Annotated in this window: 15 protein-coding genes; 4 read left to right on the forward strand and 11 right to left on the reverse strand. The window is 50.9% G+C overall.

The features are described 5' to 3' along the window. The 10 genes from yejF to yeiP all read right to left on the reverse strand — a co-directional run bounded on the left by yejF (nt 1) and on the right by yeiP (nt 12,439). Nucleotides 1–1,590, reverse strand: a complete 1,590-nt coding sequence (gene yejF, locus FC814_RS05000) for a microcin C ABC transporter ATP-binding protein YejF (protein WP_000194901.1) — start codon at nt 1,588–1,590, stop codon at nt 1–3. Nucleotide 1,591: 1 nt separating this feature from the next. Further along, a complete protein-coding gene (locus FC814_RS05005; protein ID WP_000088916.1) occupies nt 1,592–2,617 on the reverse strand; it encodes an ABC transporter permease in 1,026 nt (341 codons plus the stop codon). Next, nucleotides 2,617–3,711: a microcin C ABC transporter permease YejB gene (locus tag FC814_RS05010; protein WP_000501604.1), complete on the reverse strand. Its 1,095-nt coding sequence runs from the start codon at nt 3,709–3,711 to the stop codon at nt 2,617–2,619. Before FC814_RS05010 ends, FC814_RS05005 begins: the two co-directional genes overlap by 1 nt. Further along, complete coding sequence (locus FC814_RS05015) at nt 3,712–5,526, reverse strand: extracellular solute-binding protein (protein ID WP_085460947.1); 1,815 nt, start codon at nt 5,524–5,526, stop codon at nt 3,712–3,714. It abuts the gene before it with no gap. 81 nt (nt 5,527–5,607) lie between these two features. Then, a complete protein-coding gene (locus tag FC814_RS05020) occupies nt 5,608–7,164 on the reverse strand; it encodes a cyclic di-GMP phosphodiesterase (protein ID WP_000470615.1) in 1,557 nt (518 codons plus the stop codon). Between the two features lie 178 nt (nt 7,165–7,342). Further along, on the reverse strand, nt 7,343–7,909 hold the full coding sequence (gene mepS, locus FC814_RS05025) for a bifunctional murein DD-endopeptidase/murein LD-carboxypeptidase (RefSeq protein WP_024216343.1): 567 nt from the start codon (nt 7,907–7,909) through the stop codon (nt 7,343–7,345). Between the two features lie 411 nt (nt 7,910–8,320). After that, nucleotides 8,321–9,034 (reverse strand): Kdo(2)-lipid A phosphotransferase, encoded by a 714-nt coding sequence (gene lpxT / locus FC814_RS05030; RefSeq protein ID WP_010347233.1) that lies wholly within the window; start codon nt 9,032–9,034, stop codon nt 8,321–8,323. 38 nt (nt 9,035–9,072) lie between these two features. Next, a complete protein-coding gene (yeiR, locus tag FC814_RS05035; RefSeq protein ID WP_137325596.1) occupies nt 9,073–10,059 on the reverse strand; it encodes a zinc-binding GTPase YeiR in 987 nt (328 codons plus the stop codon). 117 nt (nt 10,060–10,176) lie between these two features. Continuing rightward, nucleotides 10,177–11,643 (reverse strand): mannitol dehydrogenase family protein, encoded by a 1,467-nt coding sequence (locus FC814_RS05040; protein WP_137325597.1) that lies wholly within the window; start codon nt 11,641–11,643, stop codon nt 10,177–10,179. A 223-nt stretch (nt 11,644–11,866) separates the two neighbouring features. Further along, nucleotides 11,867–12,439: an elongation factor P-like protein YeiP gene (yeiP, locus tag FC814_RS05045; RefSeq protein WP_001136827.1), complete on the reverse strand. Its 573-nt coding sequence runs from the start codon at nt 12,437–12,439 to the stop codon at nt 11,867–11,869. A gap of 154 nt (nt 12,440–12,593) precedes the next feature. Here yeiP and FC814_RS05050 point away from each other — a divergent pair, with 154 nt between their 5' ends. After that, nucleotides 12,594–12,848 (forward strand): YkgJ family cysteine cluster protein, encoded by a 255-nt coding sequence (locus tag FC814_RS05050; protein ID WP_024165195.1) that lies wholly within the window; start codon nt 12,594–12,596, stop codon nt 12,846–12,848. Here FC814_RS05050 and setB read toward each other — a convergent pair. Beyond that, nucleotides 12,845–14,026 carry a sugar efflux transporter SetB gene (setB, locus tag FC814_RS05055; protein ID WP_137325598.1) on the reverse strand — a complete coding sequence of 394 codons (1,182 nt, stop codon included), beginning with the start codon at nt 14,024–14,026 and terminating at the stop codon, nt 12,845–12,847. The two genes, FC814_RS05050 and setB, sit on opposite strands and share 4 nt — an antisense overlap. 367 nt (nt 14,027–14,393) lie before the next feature. On the opposite strand from setB, the gene fruB reads away from it, so the two are divergent. From fruB to fruA, 3 genes are read left to right on the forward strand one after another with little or no spacing between them, the layout of a single operon-like run. Further along, a complete protein-coding gene (fruB, locus tag FC814_RS05060; protein ID WP_137325599.1) occupies nt 14,394–15,524 on the forward strand; it encodes a fused PTS fructose transporter subunit IIA/HPr protein in 1,131 nt (376 codons plus the stop codon). After that, on the forward strand, nt 15,524–16,462 hold the full coding sequence (fruK, locus tag FC814_RS05065) for a 1-phosphofructokinase (protein ID WP_000091270.1): 939 nt from the start codon (nt 15,524–15,526) through the stop codon (nt 16,460–16,462). Before fruB ends, fruK begins: the two co-directional genes overlap by 1 nt. Before the next feature lie 16 nt (nt 16,463–16,478). Then, on the forward strand, nt 16,479–18,170 hold the full coding sequence (gene fruA / locus FC814_RS05070) for a PTS fructose transporter subunit IIBC (RefSeq protein WP_137325600.1): 1,692 nt from the start codon (nt 16,479–16,481) through the stop codon (nt 18,168–18,170). The last annotated feature ends 143 nt before the right edge of the window (nt 18,171–18,313 follow it).

Raw genomic sequence — 18,313 nt, forward strand, 5'->3', positions numbered from 1 at the left:
TCAGCTTAACGCCAGTAGCTGACGCGTATACTCCTGCTGTGGTGCGGCAAATACGCGCGCGCACGGTCCTTGTTCCACCACTTCCCCCTGTCGCAGTACGATAACCTGATGACATAGCGCGCGGACGACGTGTAAATCGTGGCTGATAAACAAATAGGCCAGTTGATGCTTTTGTTGCAATGATTTCAATAGCGTCAATATTTGCGCCTGTACCGTTTTGTCGAGCGACGATGTTGGTTCATCAAGAATGATCAGTGAAGGCTTAAGAATCAACGCCCTGGCAATCGCTATGCGTTGTCGTTGCCCCCCGGAAAACTCTGCAGGATAGCGGTGGCGTGTTTCAGGATCTAACCCCACTTCATGCATCACGGCTATCACTTGTTGTTCGCGTTGTGCGGCAGAAAGCGTCGGCTGGTGAACCCGTAAGCCTTCCTCAATAATCTGCAAAACGTTGAGTCGTGGGTTGAGCGAGGAGTTTGGATCCTGAAATACCACCTGAATTCGATGACGAATAGGTAACAGCTGGCGGCGATTTAAATTTTGCAGTGGCTGACCGTCAAAGATAATGCTACCCTGAGAGTTAATCAGTCTCAGCAGCGCCAGTCCCGTCGTGCTTTTCCCGGAACCTGACTCGCCTACTAAACCCAGTGTTTCACCCGCCCGTAGCGTAAAACTGATGTTTTTCACCACCACATTATGATCCACAATGCGCTTCAAGATCCCTTTACGAATGGGGAAGGCAACCTGAAGCTGTTCAACATCTAGCAACGTTGAGGCAGGTTCTGGCAATGGCACCGGGTCGCCTGACGGTTCACTGTTGAGTAGCTTTTTTGTGTAAGGATGTGTGGGTGAGGCAAATAGCGTAGCGGCGTTATTTTGCTCGACACAGCGACCGTTTTGCATTACCGCCACGCGGTGGGCCAGTTTTCTGACAATGCTGAGGTTATGAGTAATAAACAGCATACCCATATTCAGCTCGCCTTGCAGTTCGCGCAACAGCTGTAAAATCTGCGCCTGGACAGAGACGTCCAGCGCGGTGGTCGGTTCATCGGCAATTAATAATTCCGGGCGCGTTAATAGCGCCATTGCAATCATCACCCGCTGGCGTTCGCCGCCTGAGAGCTGATGAGGGTAATCTGCCAGTCGTTTTGCTGCCTGACGGATACCGACGCGATCAAGGCAATTTAATATCTCGCCACGTGCCGCTTCTCGTCGCATCCCGCGATGGAGTGAAAGCACTTCATAAAGCTGTTTTTCTAGAGTATGCAATGGATTTAACGACACCATTGGCTCCTGGAAGATCATGGCTACCTTATTACCGCGTACGCCGCGCAACGTTTGCTCGCTGGCATGAAGTAGCGATTCGCCATGAAAACGAATATCTCCAGCAAGATATTCTACCGGCGGGGAAGGGAGCAGACGTAAAATCGACAGCGCAGTAACGCTCTTGCCAGAACCTGACTCGCCCACCAGCGCCAGCGTTTCGCCAGCCTCAATCTGTAGTGAAACATCATTCACTACGGTACGGACAGTTTGCTGATGGCGAAAACCCACCGACAAGTTTTCAATCGCTAACAGAGTTTGCGTCATACTACACCGCCTTATTAGGATCAAATGCGTCGCGGACGGCTTCACCAATAAAAATCAGCAAAGACAACAATATCGCCACCGACAAGAAGGCGGTGATCCCAAGCCACGGGGCCTGAAGGTTATTTTTCCCTTGTAACAGCAGTTCGCCGAGTGACGGTGAACCGAGCGGCAGACCGAAGCCGAGGAAATCGAGTGAGGTCAGGGTAGTTATTGAACTGCATAAAATAAACGGTAAAAAGGTGAGGGTAGCGACCATGGCATTTGGCAACATATGACGCAGGATGATACTGCGATCGCTGACGCCAAGCGCCTGCGCCGCGCGGATGTAGTCGAAATTACGGGTACGTAAAAACTCCGCCCGCACCACACCGACCAGACTCATCCAGCCAAACAAGACGGTAATTGCCAACAGCCACCAGAAGTTAGGCTGTACGACGCTGGAAAGTAAAATAATCAAAAACAGCGTCGGCATCCCCGACCATACTTCAATAAAACGTTGTCCCCAAAGATCGACTTTACCGCCGTAATAGCCTTGTAGCGCCCCCGCCAGCACGCCCATCACGCTGGAGCAGAGGGTCAGCATCAGGCCAAACAGAACTGAGATCCGCGTGCCATAGAGAATACGTGCCAGCACATCGCCGCCGTTGGCATCCGTTCCCAGCCAGTTTTGCCGGGAGGGGGGAGAAGGGAAGGGCTTATCGGTAGCAAAGTTGATACTGGTAGCACCAAAGCGAATCGGTGCCCACAGTACCCAGCCGTTATTTTCCAGCCGTTGCTTCAGCCACGGGTCCTGATAATCTGCCTGGCTTGCCAGCGGACCGCCAAAATCGCTTTCGCTGTAGTTTTTCAGCAACGGGAAATACCAGCTGCCGTCATAACGCACCAGCAACGGTTTATCGTTGGCGATAAGTTCAGAACACAAACTCAAACCAAACAAGACGAGGAAAATCCATAACGACCAGTAGCCGCGACGGTTATGGCGAAAACGCGCCCAACGGGCCTGATTGACGGGGCTGAGTCGCGACATTAACGTCCCTCAAAATCAATACGCGGATCGACCAGCGTATAGCTGATATCACTGACGATATTCAGCAGCAGGCCAATTAGGGTGAAAATATATAAGGTGCCAAACATCACCGGATAATCGCGCGAGACGGTCGCTTCGTAGCCCAGTAAGCCGAGGCCATTGAGCGAAAACATCACCTCAATCAACAGCGAACCGGTGAAAAACATGCTGATAAACGTCGCCGGAAAACCGGCAATCACCAGCAGCATGGCGTTACGAAACACATGTTTCCAGAGAATATTTTTCTCACTGACCCCTTTCGCACGCGCGGTAACCACGTATTGCTTGCGCACTTCATCAAGGAATGAGTTTTTGGTCAGCATCGTAAGTGCCGCAAAGCCGCCAATCACTGTCGCCAGCACGGGTAACGTGATATGCCACAGATAATCAGTGATTTTCTGATACCACGGCAGCGAATCAAAGTTAGCGGAAACCAGGCCGCGTAGAGGGAACAGGTCGAAATAGCTGCCGCCTGCGAAGAAGACAATCAGCAGGATGGCAAACAAAAAGGCCGGAATGGCGTAGCCGATAATGATAAATGCGCTACTCCAGACGTCAAAGCGGCTTCCATTATAAACAGCTTTGCGAATGCCTAACGGAATCGACACCAGATAGATAATCAGCGTGCTCCATAATCCGAGGGTGATGGAAACCGGCAGACTGTCTTTAATCAGCGTCAGCACCGAGGCGCTGCGAAACAAGCTGTCGCCAAAATCAAAGCGGATGTAGTCCCAGAGCATTTTGAAGTAACGTTCGTGGATCGGCTTATCGAAACCGTAGCGATGAGTGATCTCGGCGATCACTTCTGGATCTAATCCGCGTCCGCCACGGTAATTACTGTCGCTGATATTGCCGACGCCCGTTTGCGCATGGCTGGCACGAACACCTTCACCGCCTGCGCCGGGTAATACTCCGGCATTACCAAACTCAATGGCGGCGATGGCCTGGTCGACCGGACCGCCAGGCGCAATTTGCACGATGAAAAAGTTGATGGTGATAATCGCCCATAACGTTGGGATCACCAGCAACAGACGGCGAATCAGATAAGCGCCCATCTACTCTCCCTGTTGTCTGGCTGACGGCAGTTTGGCCGCTTTATTGACGTCATACCACCAGGTATCGATACCGAGGCTGTAAATAGGGCGCACAGCGGGTTGGGAGAATTTATCCCACCAGGCGAGACGGTCTTCCGCCATGTACCACATTGGCAGCATGTAATAATTCCACGTTAATACGCGATCCAGTGCGCGCCCTAACGGCAGCAATTTTTCTTTATTTCCCTGCGCGGCAATAATCTGGTTGATCAGCGAGTCGATAACCGGACTTTGCACGCCGGGTGCATTATAAGTGGAGTTGATATATTCCGATGACCAGGAAATCTGTAAATCGGAACTGGGCCACGGCATTGCTCGCCACACGCGCGGCATCATGTCATAGTCGCGACTGCGCATTCGGTTGGTAATTTGCGAGTTATCCACCTTGCGAATGTCCATACTGATACCCAGCCGTTGCAGGCTGTGCTGGAACGGCAATACCCACTGACTATTGCTGCTTGAAGGCAGCAATAACTCAAAGCTGAGCGGTTGACCCGTTGTGGCATTTACGCGTTGCTGCCCCTTCAGCACCCAGCCCGCTTCGTTGAGAAGTTTGTCGGCTTTTAACAGGTTGTCACGATCGTAGCCATCGCCTTTGGATACCGGCGGCTGGTAGATTTGCGTGAAGACTTCTGGTGGTAACTCTTTTTTCATCGGCGCCAGAAGCACCAGTTCAGCTGCGTCCGGGTAATTTCTGGCCGCGTATTCGGTATTCTGAAAATAACTGTTCGTGCGACTCCAGGCATTGTAAAACAACGCCTTGTTCATCCATTCAAAGTCAAAGGCGAGAGTGATCGCTTCCCGGACCCGGCGATCGCTGAATACCGGACGCTGAATGTTAAACGCCAGCCAGCGCGTATCCTGTGCCGACTCGTTCTTTTGTTCGTCTTTGATAATGTATTTTTTGTCGAAATTTTTACCGGTATAGCGCGTGGCCCAGTTTTTGGCGTCGTTTTCCATACGCAAATCAAAAGCACCGGCTTTAAATGCTTCAAAAGCGACATTATCGTCGAGGTAATAATCGTAGCGAATGGTGTCGAAATTCCAGCGCCCACGGTTTACCGGTAAGTTTGCCGCCCAGTAATCTTTCACGCGGGAATAGACAATATTCTGCCCCATTTTCCAGGACGTAATTCGGTACGGACCACTGGCAAGCGGAGGCGTGGCGAGCGGGTCGCTAAGTTTGTGATCTTTCCAGTACTTTTCTGGAAACACCGGCAGCGAAAACAGACTCAGCATATCTTCTTTACCTGGTTTGGCTAATTCAATGCGCACGGTTAACGGCGCAATGGCTTTAACGGTAGTGCCTTTATAAACCAGACGAAATTGCGGCACGCCTTCGGTCATAAATTTTTGAAAAGTGAATTCAACATCGCGGGCAGTAATAGGCGAACCGTCATGAAAACGGGCGCGTGGATTAATGGCGACTTCCACCCAGGAATAATCGTCAGCATAGCGCGCGCTTTCGGCAATCAGCGGGTAATAACTGCCTGGCTCGTCATCGGAGGTGGTAAATAGCGTGTCGTACAACTGCTCGGTGCGTGCGCCGGGGTTGCCGCGCAATGCATAACGGTTGAAATTATCGAAGGTGCCGAGGGCTGACAACGTTATCTGCCCACCTTTTGGCACGGCGGGGTTCACATAATCAAAATGGTTGAAATTAAACGCGTACCGGGGTTCTCCCAGCACTGCAAAGGCATAGCTTTCCTTGATAGCCTGCGCCTGCGCACCAAAGGTGAACAGAGCGATAAACAGCAGCAGTATGCGCACAATCATCTGCAACGGATTTCCTTTTACTCATCATTAGCCGCAATCCGGCATACTTTCACTATGAATAATAAGGGACGCACGCACACCTTACCACTGTGGCGTATGAGGTTTCTCCAGCCAGCGGATAAAATCATCCAGCGGCAGGGGGCGACTAATCCAGTAACCTTGCAGGAAATTAACGCCACGTTCGCGCAGCCAGCGCGCCTGTTCCGGTGTTTCAACCCCTTCAGCAACTGTCAGCATATTGAGACGTTTCGCCAGCGTCAGCACCGCGTCAAGTACGGGTGAGGTGACCGTTTCCGTACCTATGGCGTTGATAAAGCCACGGTCAATTTTCAGGTAATCGAGCGTGAAACGTTCCAGATAAATAAGCGCGCTGTGCCCGGTGCCGAAGTCATCAATAGCAATTTCTACGCCGACTGAATGCAGCCAGGCGAAGAGTTGCGTGGCTTCTTGCTCTTTCAGCATATCGCGCTCGGTAATTTCCAGCACAATCTGGAAATGGTGTGCGGGCAGGGAAGTGAGCAGTTTTTGGATATCTGCTTTAAAGCTCTCGCTGTGCAGATGATCCGGCGCGATGTTAATGCCAAATTTCACGCCCACCGGCAGTATGTTTTCTAATTCTGCGGCATCACGAGCAATCAGCTCAAACAGATGCTGGGTGAGAGGTACAATCATCTTTTGCGATTCGGCATAGTGAATGAAGGCGTCCGGCGGAATTTCACCCACTACCGGGTGACGCCAGCGTAGCAGTACTTCCAGGCCAGTTACCCGCAGTGTTTGCGTATCAACCACCGGTTGATACACCACGTAAAATTGCTCACGTTTGATGGCCATCATAATTTCTCTGCCTGGGCGCATACGCACGCTCATCAGGTAATAGCAGAGCAGGCCAACGACAGTTCCACTCATACCACCCAGTAGAAACGCGTACCACACATCGTTCCATGTCCAGTCATCAGCATAAAGCCGAACGGTCAGCGGAAGGCCTGCAATTTTGGTTTCACGTACCGGCGTGCCGGTTAACTCACGGACGTTCATCAAATGCGACGTAAAAGTCGATAGCGCAGTATCACCAATAATGAGCGCGATACCGTTGAAATCTTGCTGGTGATAGCTATAGAAAATATACGGCGTCAGGTTCAGATTCAATGCTGCAAAAACGCCGCTATTTTTTAATAAAGGGTTACGATACCAGATGACGATCGTTGGTTTATTGGGCACCATCGGTGTGCCTGGCAATATTGCCATATCAATATCTTTGCCGATGTTTAGTGCCGGAATCAGTTCACTGAGTGGGATGTCCATCTCACCAGTTGCAGAAGAACAGAAGCTCTTTTTATCCTTTACCAGCACAAACGTTCGCACGTTCATGCTAAATGCTGCGCGTGCAGTCAGCTCCGGGTTAGCTTGCTGGCAGGTATCTAAGGTAAGCGGCTGGAGCCTGTCAGTGGTGGATTTCAGGTCGGCAAAATAGGTATTGAGATATTTTTGTACGTCGCTAATCAAGGTGTCGTATTTGACTTCGTGTTTATGCCAGGCCACTAAAAACTGAAGGCAGCTGACCAGTATCGCAATCATCACGCCCGCAATAATGCAGGTGAGCAGGATCTTACGTCCAGAAGAGGGAGCTCGTATGAACATGGTTCCGATAATATCCTGAAAATACGACAACACTAAAAGGAAAGAATGACGGGACTATAGCCTGGTTCAAGATGTGGAAACATCATTTTCTCGGATGAGAAAAACCAAAAAGCACTGCCTAAGCAGTGCTTTTCGTTAACTCGTCAGGATAGCCAAGGGATTGCATCCAAACGATTTATTAGCTACGGCTGAGAACCCGACGTGCTTCGTTGTAACGCTTCTTCCAGTACGGCTCATTCATGCTGGAAATAATTACACCACTGCTGGTGGATGCGTGAACAAACTGATTATTACCGATATAAATACCGACATGGCGTCCGGTTGAACCCGCGCGGAACAGGACTAAGTCGCCTGTACGCAAATTACTACGGGAAACTGATTTCCCCATTTCCTGCTGTTCATACGTTGAACGCGGAAGCTCTAAGCCAAATTGTTCACGGAATGTACGTTGTACGAAACCAGAACAATCGATACCTTTTTTGGTGCTGCCGCCCAGACGATAACGAACGCCTTTCCAGTCAGCATACTGATCCATAATTCGCGATTTCACGTCGACATTACGAACCAGGTTTTCAAATTCATCCTGAGAAGCTTGCAGTGATGATGTTTCACTACCCACTGCACGTGTCTCAGGATGCATATTCTTTGCGGTGTTGTTTGTACTACATGCAGAAAGCAGAACCGCTACTGCAATCGCGGGAATGCCGCGCAAGATATATCTCAAAATCGGTTGAGATTTGACCATGTTGTTTGTTTTCCCTTGAAGTCCTTAACGATAAATATCGTTATAAAAAATGCCAAGCGACACGAGACTAATTACCTGGGCATGTTGAAACAATTCCTTAAGGCCAAATCTGTGGACTAACGCACAAAATTATATGCTGTGAGGATAATTTAACGCCGAGGCAAAACGAGTCCGAGATTACCCGATTGGCGCGGTCTTGGCGAGCGGTTTTACATGATTTTTTATAAGAAAAAGTGATACAGAAAGTTAATAAGTGGGATTGGTCAATTAAAGAACGATTGTGCGAAAAACATGCAACCTATTCATTTGCTTAAAGAATGAGCATTGTATTTGATGAATGAAAGCAATCGTGCGCATCATCAGGATTATCCTTACTATAAAAATAAACCTGATGATGTTAATTACTGTGAGTTATTTGTTTTGGAAATGTTTGCTTTTTCCCGGTAGTGATTTGTCAAAAAAGGTGATTAATCGATCACTTAATGGCGTCAACAGCACCCAGGGTAAACCGATCAATATCACGGTCATGGAGCCGACAATGATATCGGTAAACCAGTGCGCGCCAATCATTACTCTGGGAAATGCAAAAACCACAAAAATAATAATGCCGATAAGACCTGCGACTTTTCCGAAATAGCGCCACATAAAGGCGGAAAAAATAAGTAACATCATGCCGTGATCGCCGGGAAAGCTATCTCGTGATGCATCTTTCGTGGGTACAGGTAGCAGTTCGCTGACGCGGTTAATATCTGTAAAGGTTAATGTCGGGCTGGCCCGTTTTACCGGAATTAATGCCTGACCCAGCTGGTTTAATACCACTGCGGTTAACAGCATGACCAGACCAATAATTACGATACGTCGTCTGCCAGGGGCATTTTCTTTCAGCCAGAAACTCAGCATCAACATTCCCATCGTCAGCAGTGAACAACCGTCGAAAGCGCGATTGTTGGTCAATGCAACCAGCCACAAAAAGGCCTTACTTTCGACCAGTTTCTGATTAAAGAAATAAAAAATATTCGTATCAATCGATAACCAGAATCCATGATTAACGGGTATGTACCAGGAAAGAAACAGCACGAGGCCGACAATGTTCAACAACACTATTTGCGGCAAATTTTTAATCATATTTTCTCTAATTATCTTACTGAAAAACGCAGGCAACCTTACGCGGTGGTCGCTAAACGAAGCTTCAACAGCGCGCTTTGTAAGGCGTTCCAGTCAGTTTCGCTACTGGAAATCAGCTCAATACGGCTATCCGGTGGTGCAACGTTTTGCGTTTCAATGTGCAGGTCATCGCCCTGACGGTTGATTCGCACAAGGCCTTCCGGAATGCGCATAACGCCTTTCACTCGCTCTACTGGTGCAAGTCGTGCCCATTCCAGAATGCCGATGGTGTCGAACACCGTATCAGCGTCGAATATCCAGCCACAGGCCTGATGTCCTTGTCCGCTGTTCAGACTGCGACGCCAGCGTTGATGTTCTGGCAGGCTTAACGCCGCTAACCCTTTTTTCACGCCATGCTGATGTGAATGGGCGGCGCTGGCAGGCAACTCAGTTAAATTGCGACAGGGTAAATCCAGAAGATGACCTTCAATTTGCCCATGTTCGCTGTGAATTAATTGCCGATCGCCACCATTTTGTTGCCACCAGCGTTGCAACGCTTGCTCGCTTTCGGGCGTCGCGCGGTCGGATTTATTGGCGACAATGATGTCTGCGGCAGCCAACTGGTCACGGAAGTTTTCATTATTGACACTTTTTTCATCCAACAGCAGGCGTGGATCGAGAATACACAACGTGGCGCGCAAGTCGATCCACGGTTCATAAACTGGTGCGGTTAACAGATCGAGGATCTGTTTCGGATGGCCCAGCCCGGTTGGCTCTATCAACAAGCGGTCTGGTTTTCCCTGACGCAGTAAGGTATTCAGACCTACCTGCATGGGTAAACCATTAACGCAGCACATGCAGCCGCCGGGGATCTCTTTCAGCAATGCGCCGCTATCGGCGAGCAAAGCGCCATCAATTCCGACTTCTCCAAATTCATTAACCAGCACCGCCCATTTTTCGTTGGGATCTTTATGGGCTAATAGATGAAGAATCGACGTGGTTTTCCCGCTGCCGAGAAAACCGGTGATGAGGTTGGTCCTGGTCACAGCGGCTCCGCAATACTCTGATAAGTTAACTGTGCGTTAATCCTGGCTAAAAAAGGCAGAAAAGAGAAGGGGAGAGCGGACGAAGACGGGCTTCATCCGCTTTAACCGCAGAAATCGTTAAATTTTGAGAGTGTTTAATAGCGCCTGATGCGCCCCAAACTGCGCGATTTGTTGCCAGGCTTGTTCGATAGCCTGCACAAAATGCGGGTTATTTGGCAGGTCATCACCGAAAACTTCACGCAGGGAAAGCAGGGCGGTTACGCGTTGTTCATTGCTGCTGCCCGCGACCAGGTCGCGAATTTTATCGCTAAGCGGATCGCGAACATCAATAGCATTTCCGGCATCATCAACACCGCTCACATAGCGCATCCAGCCAGCAACGCCTAATGCCAACAATGACCAGTTCGTTCCGCGCGCCAGATGTATGCGAATGCCTGCCAGCATACGCTGCGGTAATTTCTGGCTGCCATCCATCGCGATTTGCCAGGTCTTATGTTTCAGCGCCGGGTTAGCAAAACGTGCAATTAACTTATCCGCATATTGTGTTAAATCGACATCTTTGATCCGCAGCGTCGGCGCTTGCTCATCCAGCATTAATGTTCTGGCGGCATGGAGAAATGCGCGATCCTGCATACAATCACTGACATGGGCGAATCCTGCGAGATAACCCAGATAAGCGAGAAAAGAGTGACTACCATTAAGCATACGCAGTTTCATCTCCTCCCACGGCAGAACATCATTGACCATCTGCACGCCAGCGACTTCCCAGGCAGGGCGCCCCGCGACGAAGTTATCTTCCACCACCCATTGGATAAACGGCTCGCAGCTAATCGCACAGGGATCATTCACGCCCAGATGCTGGCTAATTTCCGCCAGTGATTCGTCTGTTGCTGCCGGGACAATGCGGTCTACCATGGTTCCCGGAAAGCTGACGTGATCTTTTATCCATTCCGCAAGTTCTGGCGAACGTTTTTCCGCCATCCCCAGCACCGCGTTTTTCACCACATGGCCATTATCGGGAATGTTGTCGCAGGAGAGCACGGTAAACGGGGCAAGGCCGCGTTCACGGCGGCGCTTTAGTGCTTCGACGAGAATGCCTGGCGCGGAGTGAGGATCTTCGGGACTTTGAAGATCGTGAATGATACGTGGATTGCTGATGTCGAGTGTGCCGGTAGCCGGGTCGATGCAATAGCCTTTTTCGGTAATCGTCAGGGAAACAATCGCCACCTGCGGCTCGCAAAACTTCTCAATAATCGCCGCTAAGGAATCCAGTTTTGCATTCAGGCACTCGCGAACGGCTCCAATAATAATAGCCTGGTTGCCGTCTGCGCCTTTTTCTAATACGGTGTATAAATGATCCTGCGCGCGAAGCTGGCTCATCAACTGATCGCCACTGAACAGGCTGATTTCACAGATCCCCCAGTCGCCGCCCTGGGCATTCAGCACACGGTCGGTTAATAGCGCCTGATGCGCACGGTGGAAGGCTCCAAATCCAAAATGAACGATACGAGATTTCAATTGTTGCCGATCGTAGCGGGGCGAGTGTACATGCTGCGGGAGCGTAACGGAGGCGATTGTATTCATAGGAGTCACGTCTTAGTAACGATTAATTAACAACGACAGTGTAAAGTTATATGACAGCAATTGAAATTGGTCTGGATTGTTAATGCGATGAAGTGTGAGGGCGATCAATTTAGTGGTGAATATTGCGGGAGAACGATATTCAGGAAGCGCAAAATAGAAGATTGGTATAATAAATTAAAAAAGGGACAGTCTGAGCCATCCCTTTTCTGATATCTGGCTGAAGTTAGTCAGCACGACCCATATAGCGGCGTTCTTCGATATGGATACGAATTTTTTCGCCTGGGCTTAAGTATTCTGGTACTTGAATGACCAGACCGGTGCTCAATGTCGCCGGTTTGTTACGGGCGCTGGCAGACGCGCCTTTGATGCCCGGTGCGGTTTCAACAATTTCCAGATCAACGGTTTGCGGCAGTTCAAGCGCCAGAAGTTGACCGTCCCAGGTCAGAACCTGCATATCCGGCATACCGCCTTCCGGCATAAACAGCAGCTCTTCTTCGATCTGATCTTTTGTGAAGGTATACGGGGTATAGTCTTCTTTATCCATAAAGACATATTCGTTGCCATCGACGTAGGAGAAGTCAACGTAACGACGGGTCAGCGTTACGGTGTCAACGATATCATCGCCTTTGAAGCGTTCTTCCACTTTCAGCCCGGTACGGACATCAGAAAAACGCATTTTGTACAGCGTAGCGGCACCACGGGCGGTGGGAGACTGAATATCAATATCCTTAACCAGCAGCAATTTGCCGTTGTAATTCAGTACCATACCTTTTTTAATTTCGTTCGCTCTTGGCATCGAAAAATTCCTGTTATCGAAAATGTCAAAAATATCGCGTCAAACTACTCGCGACGAGCCTTTCAGGCAAGTGGTATTCGCACTTTTGCTGGTGCAAAAAAGGTGGTACTGTGCGCGCTCATCAATCCGGTGGTTAACCTTAAGAGAACAACGTATGGAATGCCGTCCGGGTTGCGGGGCGTGTTGCACTGCCCCTTCAATTTCCAGCCCTATACCTGGTATGCCAGATGGCAAGCCCGCCAATACGCCCTGCATTCAGCTTGATGAACAGCAACGTTGTAAAATTTTTACATCGCCGCTACGTCCGAAAGTTTGCGCAGGTTTACAAGCCAGTGCTGAAATGTGCGGTAACACGCGTCAGCAGGCGATGACCTGGCTTATCGATCTGGAAATACTGACCGCGCCTTAAACATCTTTAATCCGCAGTAAGCAGAACAGAGTGGCGATAATCATCACCATCGCAAACCAGAACACGGCGTGATAATTCCAGATTTCGGCGACTATGCCCGCCACTGACCCCGCGATGATCCAGCCCACACGCGAGGTATTGGTATAGAGCGTGGTTGCTGAACCCGCCTGACCGGGCATCAGATCCTGAAAATAGAGCATCCCGATGCCACCCAGAATGCCAATAAAAATAGCATTCAGCAGCTGCAAGCCCAACAGAATGACAGGTGAATGCGCCATCAGCATACCTGCGTAAAAACAGACGCCACCCACGGCGGCAACGCGCATTAAGAAACGCTTACCCAGACGTTTGGCAAAATAACCCGCGATCAACATGGTCGGGATTTCCAGGCCTGCGGCGGTTCCCATCATCACGCCCGCCAGTTTCTCGGGAAGATGCAATTCGTTGATAATAAACAGTGGCATGTTGATAATGTACAGGCTATTTGACCCCCACATCAACGTACAAATGACAAACAGCAGTAGCGTATCGCGACGATTACGGCGCGGCGCTTCAACCGTGCCGGTCGCCAGCGGAACCTCTTTTTGCATCGACGGTAAAAATAGCCACACCATCAGGCCGCAGACAATAAACGCCACTGCTGCGCTGAGATACATCACCGTAAAGCTGAACCCCATCGCCAGGGCATAAGCCAGCGGCGGACCAATGACCCATGCCAACGAAACCTGAGCGCGTAAAAAAGAGCTGAACATCACCGCTTCACGCCCGGTTTTGTCAGCGTGCTCACGGGCGAGAGCAAACATTTGCGGGTTGGCGGTAGAGCCAAAGCTACTAAGAAAGACACCAACGAACAGCAAAACAAAGTAGTTGCGGTTCCAGGCAAAAAGGATGCAGGCCAGCACGCCTAACAGGCAGCAAAAGACAATCAGTGATTTACGATCGCCACACTTATCAGAGCGTCCGGCGAGAAACTGACTCACCAGAATCCCGATGACAGCACTGCCGGTAAAGAAGAATCCCACCATCGCCGGACGGGCGTGCACTTCATCGGTAAGGAATATACTGAGCGTCGGGGTTTGCAGAGCGCCCGCAATACCGGTGAGAAAGGCAACGATTAAAAACGCCGTCGATGTCAGGTCAAACGATTTCGCGCTGGAGACTGCGGGGGAGTTATGCATGCTGGTCGATCACTGAAAGATGGAGACGCGGAGTTTACGCTGCTTGTCAGAAAATAAACAGTCAGTGAAATCAAACTCGCCACGAATAATCAAAATGCCATTTCACTCTTGTTGATTGTCTGCTGACGCTGCTGAAATTAAATTGCTGGCAACGAGTTTTCCCGTCAGCAATTAGGAAAAATGACAAAAAATTGTGCAGCGCATCAAAATTTTGGTCATAAGTTTACAGCTTCCCTTGCGTGCTGAAACAGAAGTATTATGCTTTATTGAAACGTTTCAGCGCGATCTTGTCTTTAACCGTAAGCCAGGTTGGCGCTTTTTTTCTCATAGAAGCTGAATCGTTTCAATTCAGCAAGAGAGGAGAACTATGTTCCAGTTATCCGTACAGGACATCCATCCGGGCGAAAAGGCCGGAGACAAAGAAGAGGCGATTCGCCAGGTCGCTGCGGCGCTGGTGCGGGCCGGTAATGTAGCTGAAGGCTACGTCAATGGCATGCTGGCGCGCGAGCAGCAAACCTCAACGTTCCTCGGCAATGGTATTGCTATTCCTCACGGCACCACCGACACCCGCGATCAGGTGCTGAAAACCGGCGTTCAGGTATTTCAGTTCCCGGAAGGCGTCACCTGGGGTGACGGTCAGGTAGCGTACGTGGCGATCGGTATTGCCGCCAGCTCGGACGAACACCTGGGCCTGCTGCGCCAGCTGACCCACGTGCTAAGCGATGATTCCGTTGCTGAACAACTGAAGTCAGCAACGACAGCAGAAGAACTTCGCGCATTGCTGATGGGCGAAAAGCAGAGTGAGCAGCTGAAACTCGATAACGAAATGCTGACGCTGGATATTGTCGCCAGCGATCTGCTGACTCTGCAGGCGCTGAACGCTGCACGTCTGAAAGAAGCGGGTGCCGTTGACGCCACCTTCGTCACTAAAGCCATCAATGAACAACCTCTGAATCTCGGACAGGGCATCTGGCTGAGCGATAGCGCCGAAGGCAACCTGCGTAGCGCGATTGCGGTAAGCCGCGCGGCAAATGCTTTTGATGTGGAGGGCGAAACGGCAGCCATGCTGGTGAGTGTGGCAATGAATGACGATCATCCCGTCGCGGTTCTTAAGCGTCTCGCCGATCTGTTACTCGACAATAAAGCTGACCGTTTGCTGAAAGCGGATGCGGCAACATTGCTGGCACTGCTGACCAGCGATGATGCGCCGACTGACGACGTGTTAAGCGCGGAGTTTGTGGTGCGCAACGAACACGGCCTGCATGCTCGTCCAGGCACCATGCTGGTCAATACCATTAAACAATTTAACAGTGATATTACCGTGACAAACCTTGATGGCACCGGCAAACCGGCAAACGGACGTAGTCTGATGAAAGTTGTGGCACTTGGCGTTAAGAAAGGTCATCGCCTGCGCTTTACCGCCCAGGGGGCGGATGCTGAACAGGCACTGAAGGCAATTGGCGACGCCATCGCCGCAGGTCTTGGGGAGGGCGCGTAATGAGCAGACGTGTTGCTACGATCACCCTCAATCCGGCGTATGACCTTGTTGGTTTCTGCCCGGAAATTGAACGCGGCGAAGTGAACCTGGTGAAAACCACCGGTCTTCATGCGGCGGGTAAAGGTATCAACGTTGCCAAAGTTCTGAAAGATCTGGGTATTGATGTCACCGTTGGCGGCTTTCTGGGTAAAGACAATCAGGACGGATTTCAGCAACTGTTCAGCGAGCTGGGCATTGCCAACCGTTTCCAGGTTGTACAGGGGCGTACCCGCATTAACGTTAAGTTGACGGAAAAAGACGGCGAAGTTACTGACCTCAATTTCTCGGGTTTTGAAGTCACTCCAGCAGACTGGGAACGCTTTGTGACTGATTCTCTGAGCTGGCTCGGTCAGTTCGATATGGTCTGTGTCAGCGGCAGTTTACCGTCAGGCGTCAGCCCGGAAGCATTCACCGACTGGATGACTCGCCTGCGTAGTCAGTGTCCTTGCATTATCTTTGATAGTAGCCGCGAAGCATTAGTGGCAGGTTTGAAAGCGGCACCGTGGCTGGTGAAACCTAACCGCCGCGAGCTGGAAATCTGGGCTGGCCGTAAACTGCCTGAAATGAAAGATGTCATTGAAGCTGCACATGCGCTACGTGAACAAGGTATCGCGCATGTCGTCATTTCACTGGGTGCCGAAGGCGCGCTTTGGGTTAATGCCTCCGGCGAATGGATCGCCAAACCACCGTCAGTCGATGTCGTAAGCACTGTTGGCGCAGGGGATTCCATGGTTGGTGGCCTCATTTATGGCTTGCTGATGCGTGAATCCAGTGAACACACACTGCGTCTGGCAACGGCTGTTGCAGCCCTGGCGGTCAGTCAAAGCAATGTGGGTATTACCGATCGTCCGCAGTTGGCCGCAATGATGGCGCGCGTCGACTTACAACCTTTTAACTGACAGCAGGAGAGGCATAATGAAAACGCTGCTGATTATTGACGCTAATCTCGGTCAGGCACGCGCCTATATGGCGAAGACCCTGCTGGGCGCGGCGGCGCGAAAAGCAAAACTGGAAATCATCGACAATCCGAACGACGCTGAAATGGCGATTGTTCTGGGTGATTCCATCCCGAACGACAGCGCGCTGAACGGTAAAAATGTCTGGCTGGGCGATATTTCCCGCGCAGTCGCGCATCCTGAGCTATTCCTGAGTGAAGCCAAAGGCCATGCGAAGCCTTACACTGCGCCGGTCGCTGCGACAGCACCGGTTGTCGTCAGTGGCCCGAAACGCGTGGTTGCGGTGACAGCTTGCCCAACTGGCGTAGCGCACACCTTTATGGCGGCTGAAGCCATTGAAACCGAAGCGAAAAAACGTGGCTGGTGGGTGAAAGTTGAAACCCGTGGCTCCGTTGGTGCGGGTAACGCGATCACGCCTGAAGAAGTGGCAGCAGCGGATCTGGTGATTGTGGCAGCAGATATCGAAGTGGATCTGGCGAAGTTTGCCGGTAAACCAATGTATCGCACCTCTACCGGTCTGGCGCTGAAGAAAACGGCTCAGGAGCTGGATAAAGCGGTTGCTGAAGCGACGCCTTACGAACCGGCGGGTAAAGCTCAAACGGCGACCACTGAAGGTAAGAAAGAGAGTGCAGGCGCGTATCGTCACCTGCTGACGGGCGTTTCCTACATGCTGCCAATGGTGGTTGCGGGTGGTCTGTGTATCGCGCTTTCCTTTGCTTTTGGTATCGAAGCGTTTAAAGAGCAGGGGACGCTGGCGGCGGCGCTGATGCAGATTGGCGGTGGTTCAGCCTTTGCGCTGATGGTGCCGGTACTGGCGGGTTACATTGCCTTCTCCATTGCCGATCGTCCGGGTCTCACGCCGGGTCTGATTGGCGGTATGCTGGCGGTCAGCACAGGTTCTGGCTTCATTGGCGGGATCATTGCGGGCTTCCTAGCGGGTTACATCGCGAAGTTAATCAGTACGCAACTGAAACTGCCACAGAGTATGGAGGCGCTGAAACCGATTCTGATCATTCCGCTGATTTCCAGTCTGGTGGTCGGTCTGGCGATGATCTACCTGATCGGTAAACCGGTTGCTGGCATCCTCGAAAGCCTGACTCACTGGCTGCAAACCATGGGTACTGCGAATGCGGTTCTGCTGGGCGCGATCCTCGGTGGCATGATGTGTACTGACATGGGCGGTCCGGTAAACAAAGCAGCGTATGCATTCGGTGTGGGTCTGCTGAGTACTCAAACCTATGGCCCGATGGCGGCGATTATGGCGGCAGGTATGGTGCCTCCGCTGGCAATGGGGCTGGCAACAATGGTGGTGCGTCGCAAATTCGACAAAGCGCAGCAAGAAGGCGGCAAAGCAGCTCTGGTTCTTGGTCTGTGCTTTATTTCAGAAGGTGCAATTCCGTTTGCTGCCCGTGATCCGATGCGAGTGCTGCCGTGCTGTATCGTTGGTGGGGCGCTGACTGGCGCAATCTCAATGGCGATTGGTGCGAAACTGATGGCACCGCACGGTGGTCTGTTTGTTCTGCTGATCCCTGGCGCCATTACGCCGGTACTGGGTTACCTGGTGGCAATTATCGCTGGTACGCTGGTGGCGGGTCTGGCCTATGCCTTCCTGAAACGTCCGGAAGCGGACGTTGTGGCGAAAGCAGCATAATAAAACGTGAACCACAGGGCAGAAATTTTCTGCCCTGTATCATTTGATGAGTGCAAGGTGAGTGATAAATTGTTGACGGCAATTCTATGATTTTGAATGGTTTTATTTTCCAATAGAAAGCTGACACTCTCATCAAACAGTAA

This window comes from Escherichia sp. MR (assembly GCF_005280595.1).
Lineage (GTDB): Bacteria > Pseudomonadota > Gammaproteobacteria > Enterobacterales > Enterobacteriaceae > Escherichia > Escherichia ruysiae.

Excerpts from the sequence above, each read along its gene's own strand:
- fruB (WP_137325599.1), top strand. The coding sequence starts at position 14,394 with ATGTTCCAGTTATCCGTACAGGACATCCATCCGGGCGAAAAGGCCGGA.
- fruK (WP_000091270.1), top strand. The coding sequence starts at position 15,524 with ATGAGCAGACGTGTTGCTACGATCACCCTCAATCCGGCGTATGACCTT.
- FC814_RS05050 (WP_024165195.1), top strand. The coding sequence starts at position 12,594 with ATGGAATGCCGTCCGGGTTGCGGGGCGTGTTGCACTGCCCCTTCAATT.
- lpxT (WP_010347233.1), bottom strand. The coding sequence starts at position 9,034 with ATGATTAAAAATTTGCCGCAAATAGTGTTGTTGAACATTGTCGGCCTC.
- mepS (WP_024216343.1), bottom strand. The coding sequence starts at position 7,909 with ATGGTCAAATCTCAACCGATTTTGAGATATATCTTGCGCGGCATTCCC.
- yeiP (WP_001136827.1), bottom strand. The coding sequence starts at position 12,439 with ATGCCAAGAGCGAACGAAATTAAAAAAGGTATGGTACTGAATTACAAC.
- FC814_RS05020 (WP_000470615.1), bottom strand. The coding sequence starts at position 7,164 with ATGTTCATACGAGCTCCCTCTTCTGGACGTAAGATCCTGCTCACCTGC.
- FC814_RS05040 (WP_137325597.1), bottom strand. The coding sequence starts at position 11,643 with ATGAATACAATCGCCTCCGTTACGCTCCCGCAGCATGTACACTCGCCC.
- setB (WP_137325598.1), bottom strand. The coding sequence starts at position 14,026 with ATGCATAACTCCCCCGCAGTCTCCAGCGCGAAATCGTTTGACCTGACA.
- fruA (WP_137325600.1), top strand. The coding sequence starts at position 16,479 with ATGAAAACGCTGCTGATTATTGACGCTAATCTCGGTCAGGCACGCGCC.
- FC814_RS05010 (WP_000501604.1), bottom strand. The coding sequence starts at position 3,711 with ATGGGCGCTTATCTGATTCGCCGTCTGTTGCTGGTGATCCCAACGTTA.
- FC814_RS05005 (WP_000088916.1), bottom strand. The coding sequence starts at position 2,617 with ATGTCGCGACTCAGCCCCGTCAATCAGGCCCGTTGGGCGCGTTTTCGC.
- yejF (WP_000194901.1), bottom strand. The coding sequence starts at position 1,590 with ATGACGCAAACTCTGTTAGCGATTGAAAACTTGTCGGTGGGTTTTCGC.
- FC814_RS05015 (WP_085460947.1), bottom strand. The coding sequence starts at position 5,526 with ATGATTGTGCGCATACTGCTGCTGTTTATCGCTCTGTTCACCTTTGGT.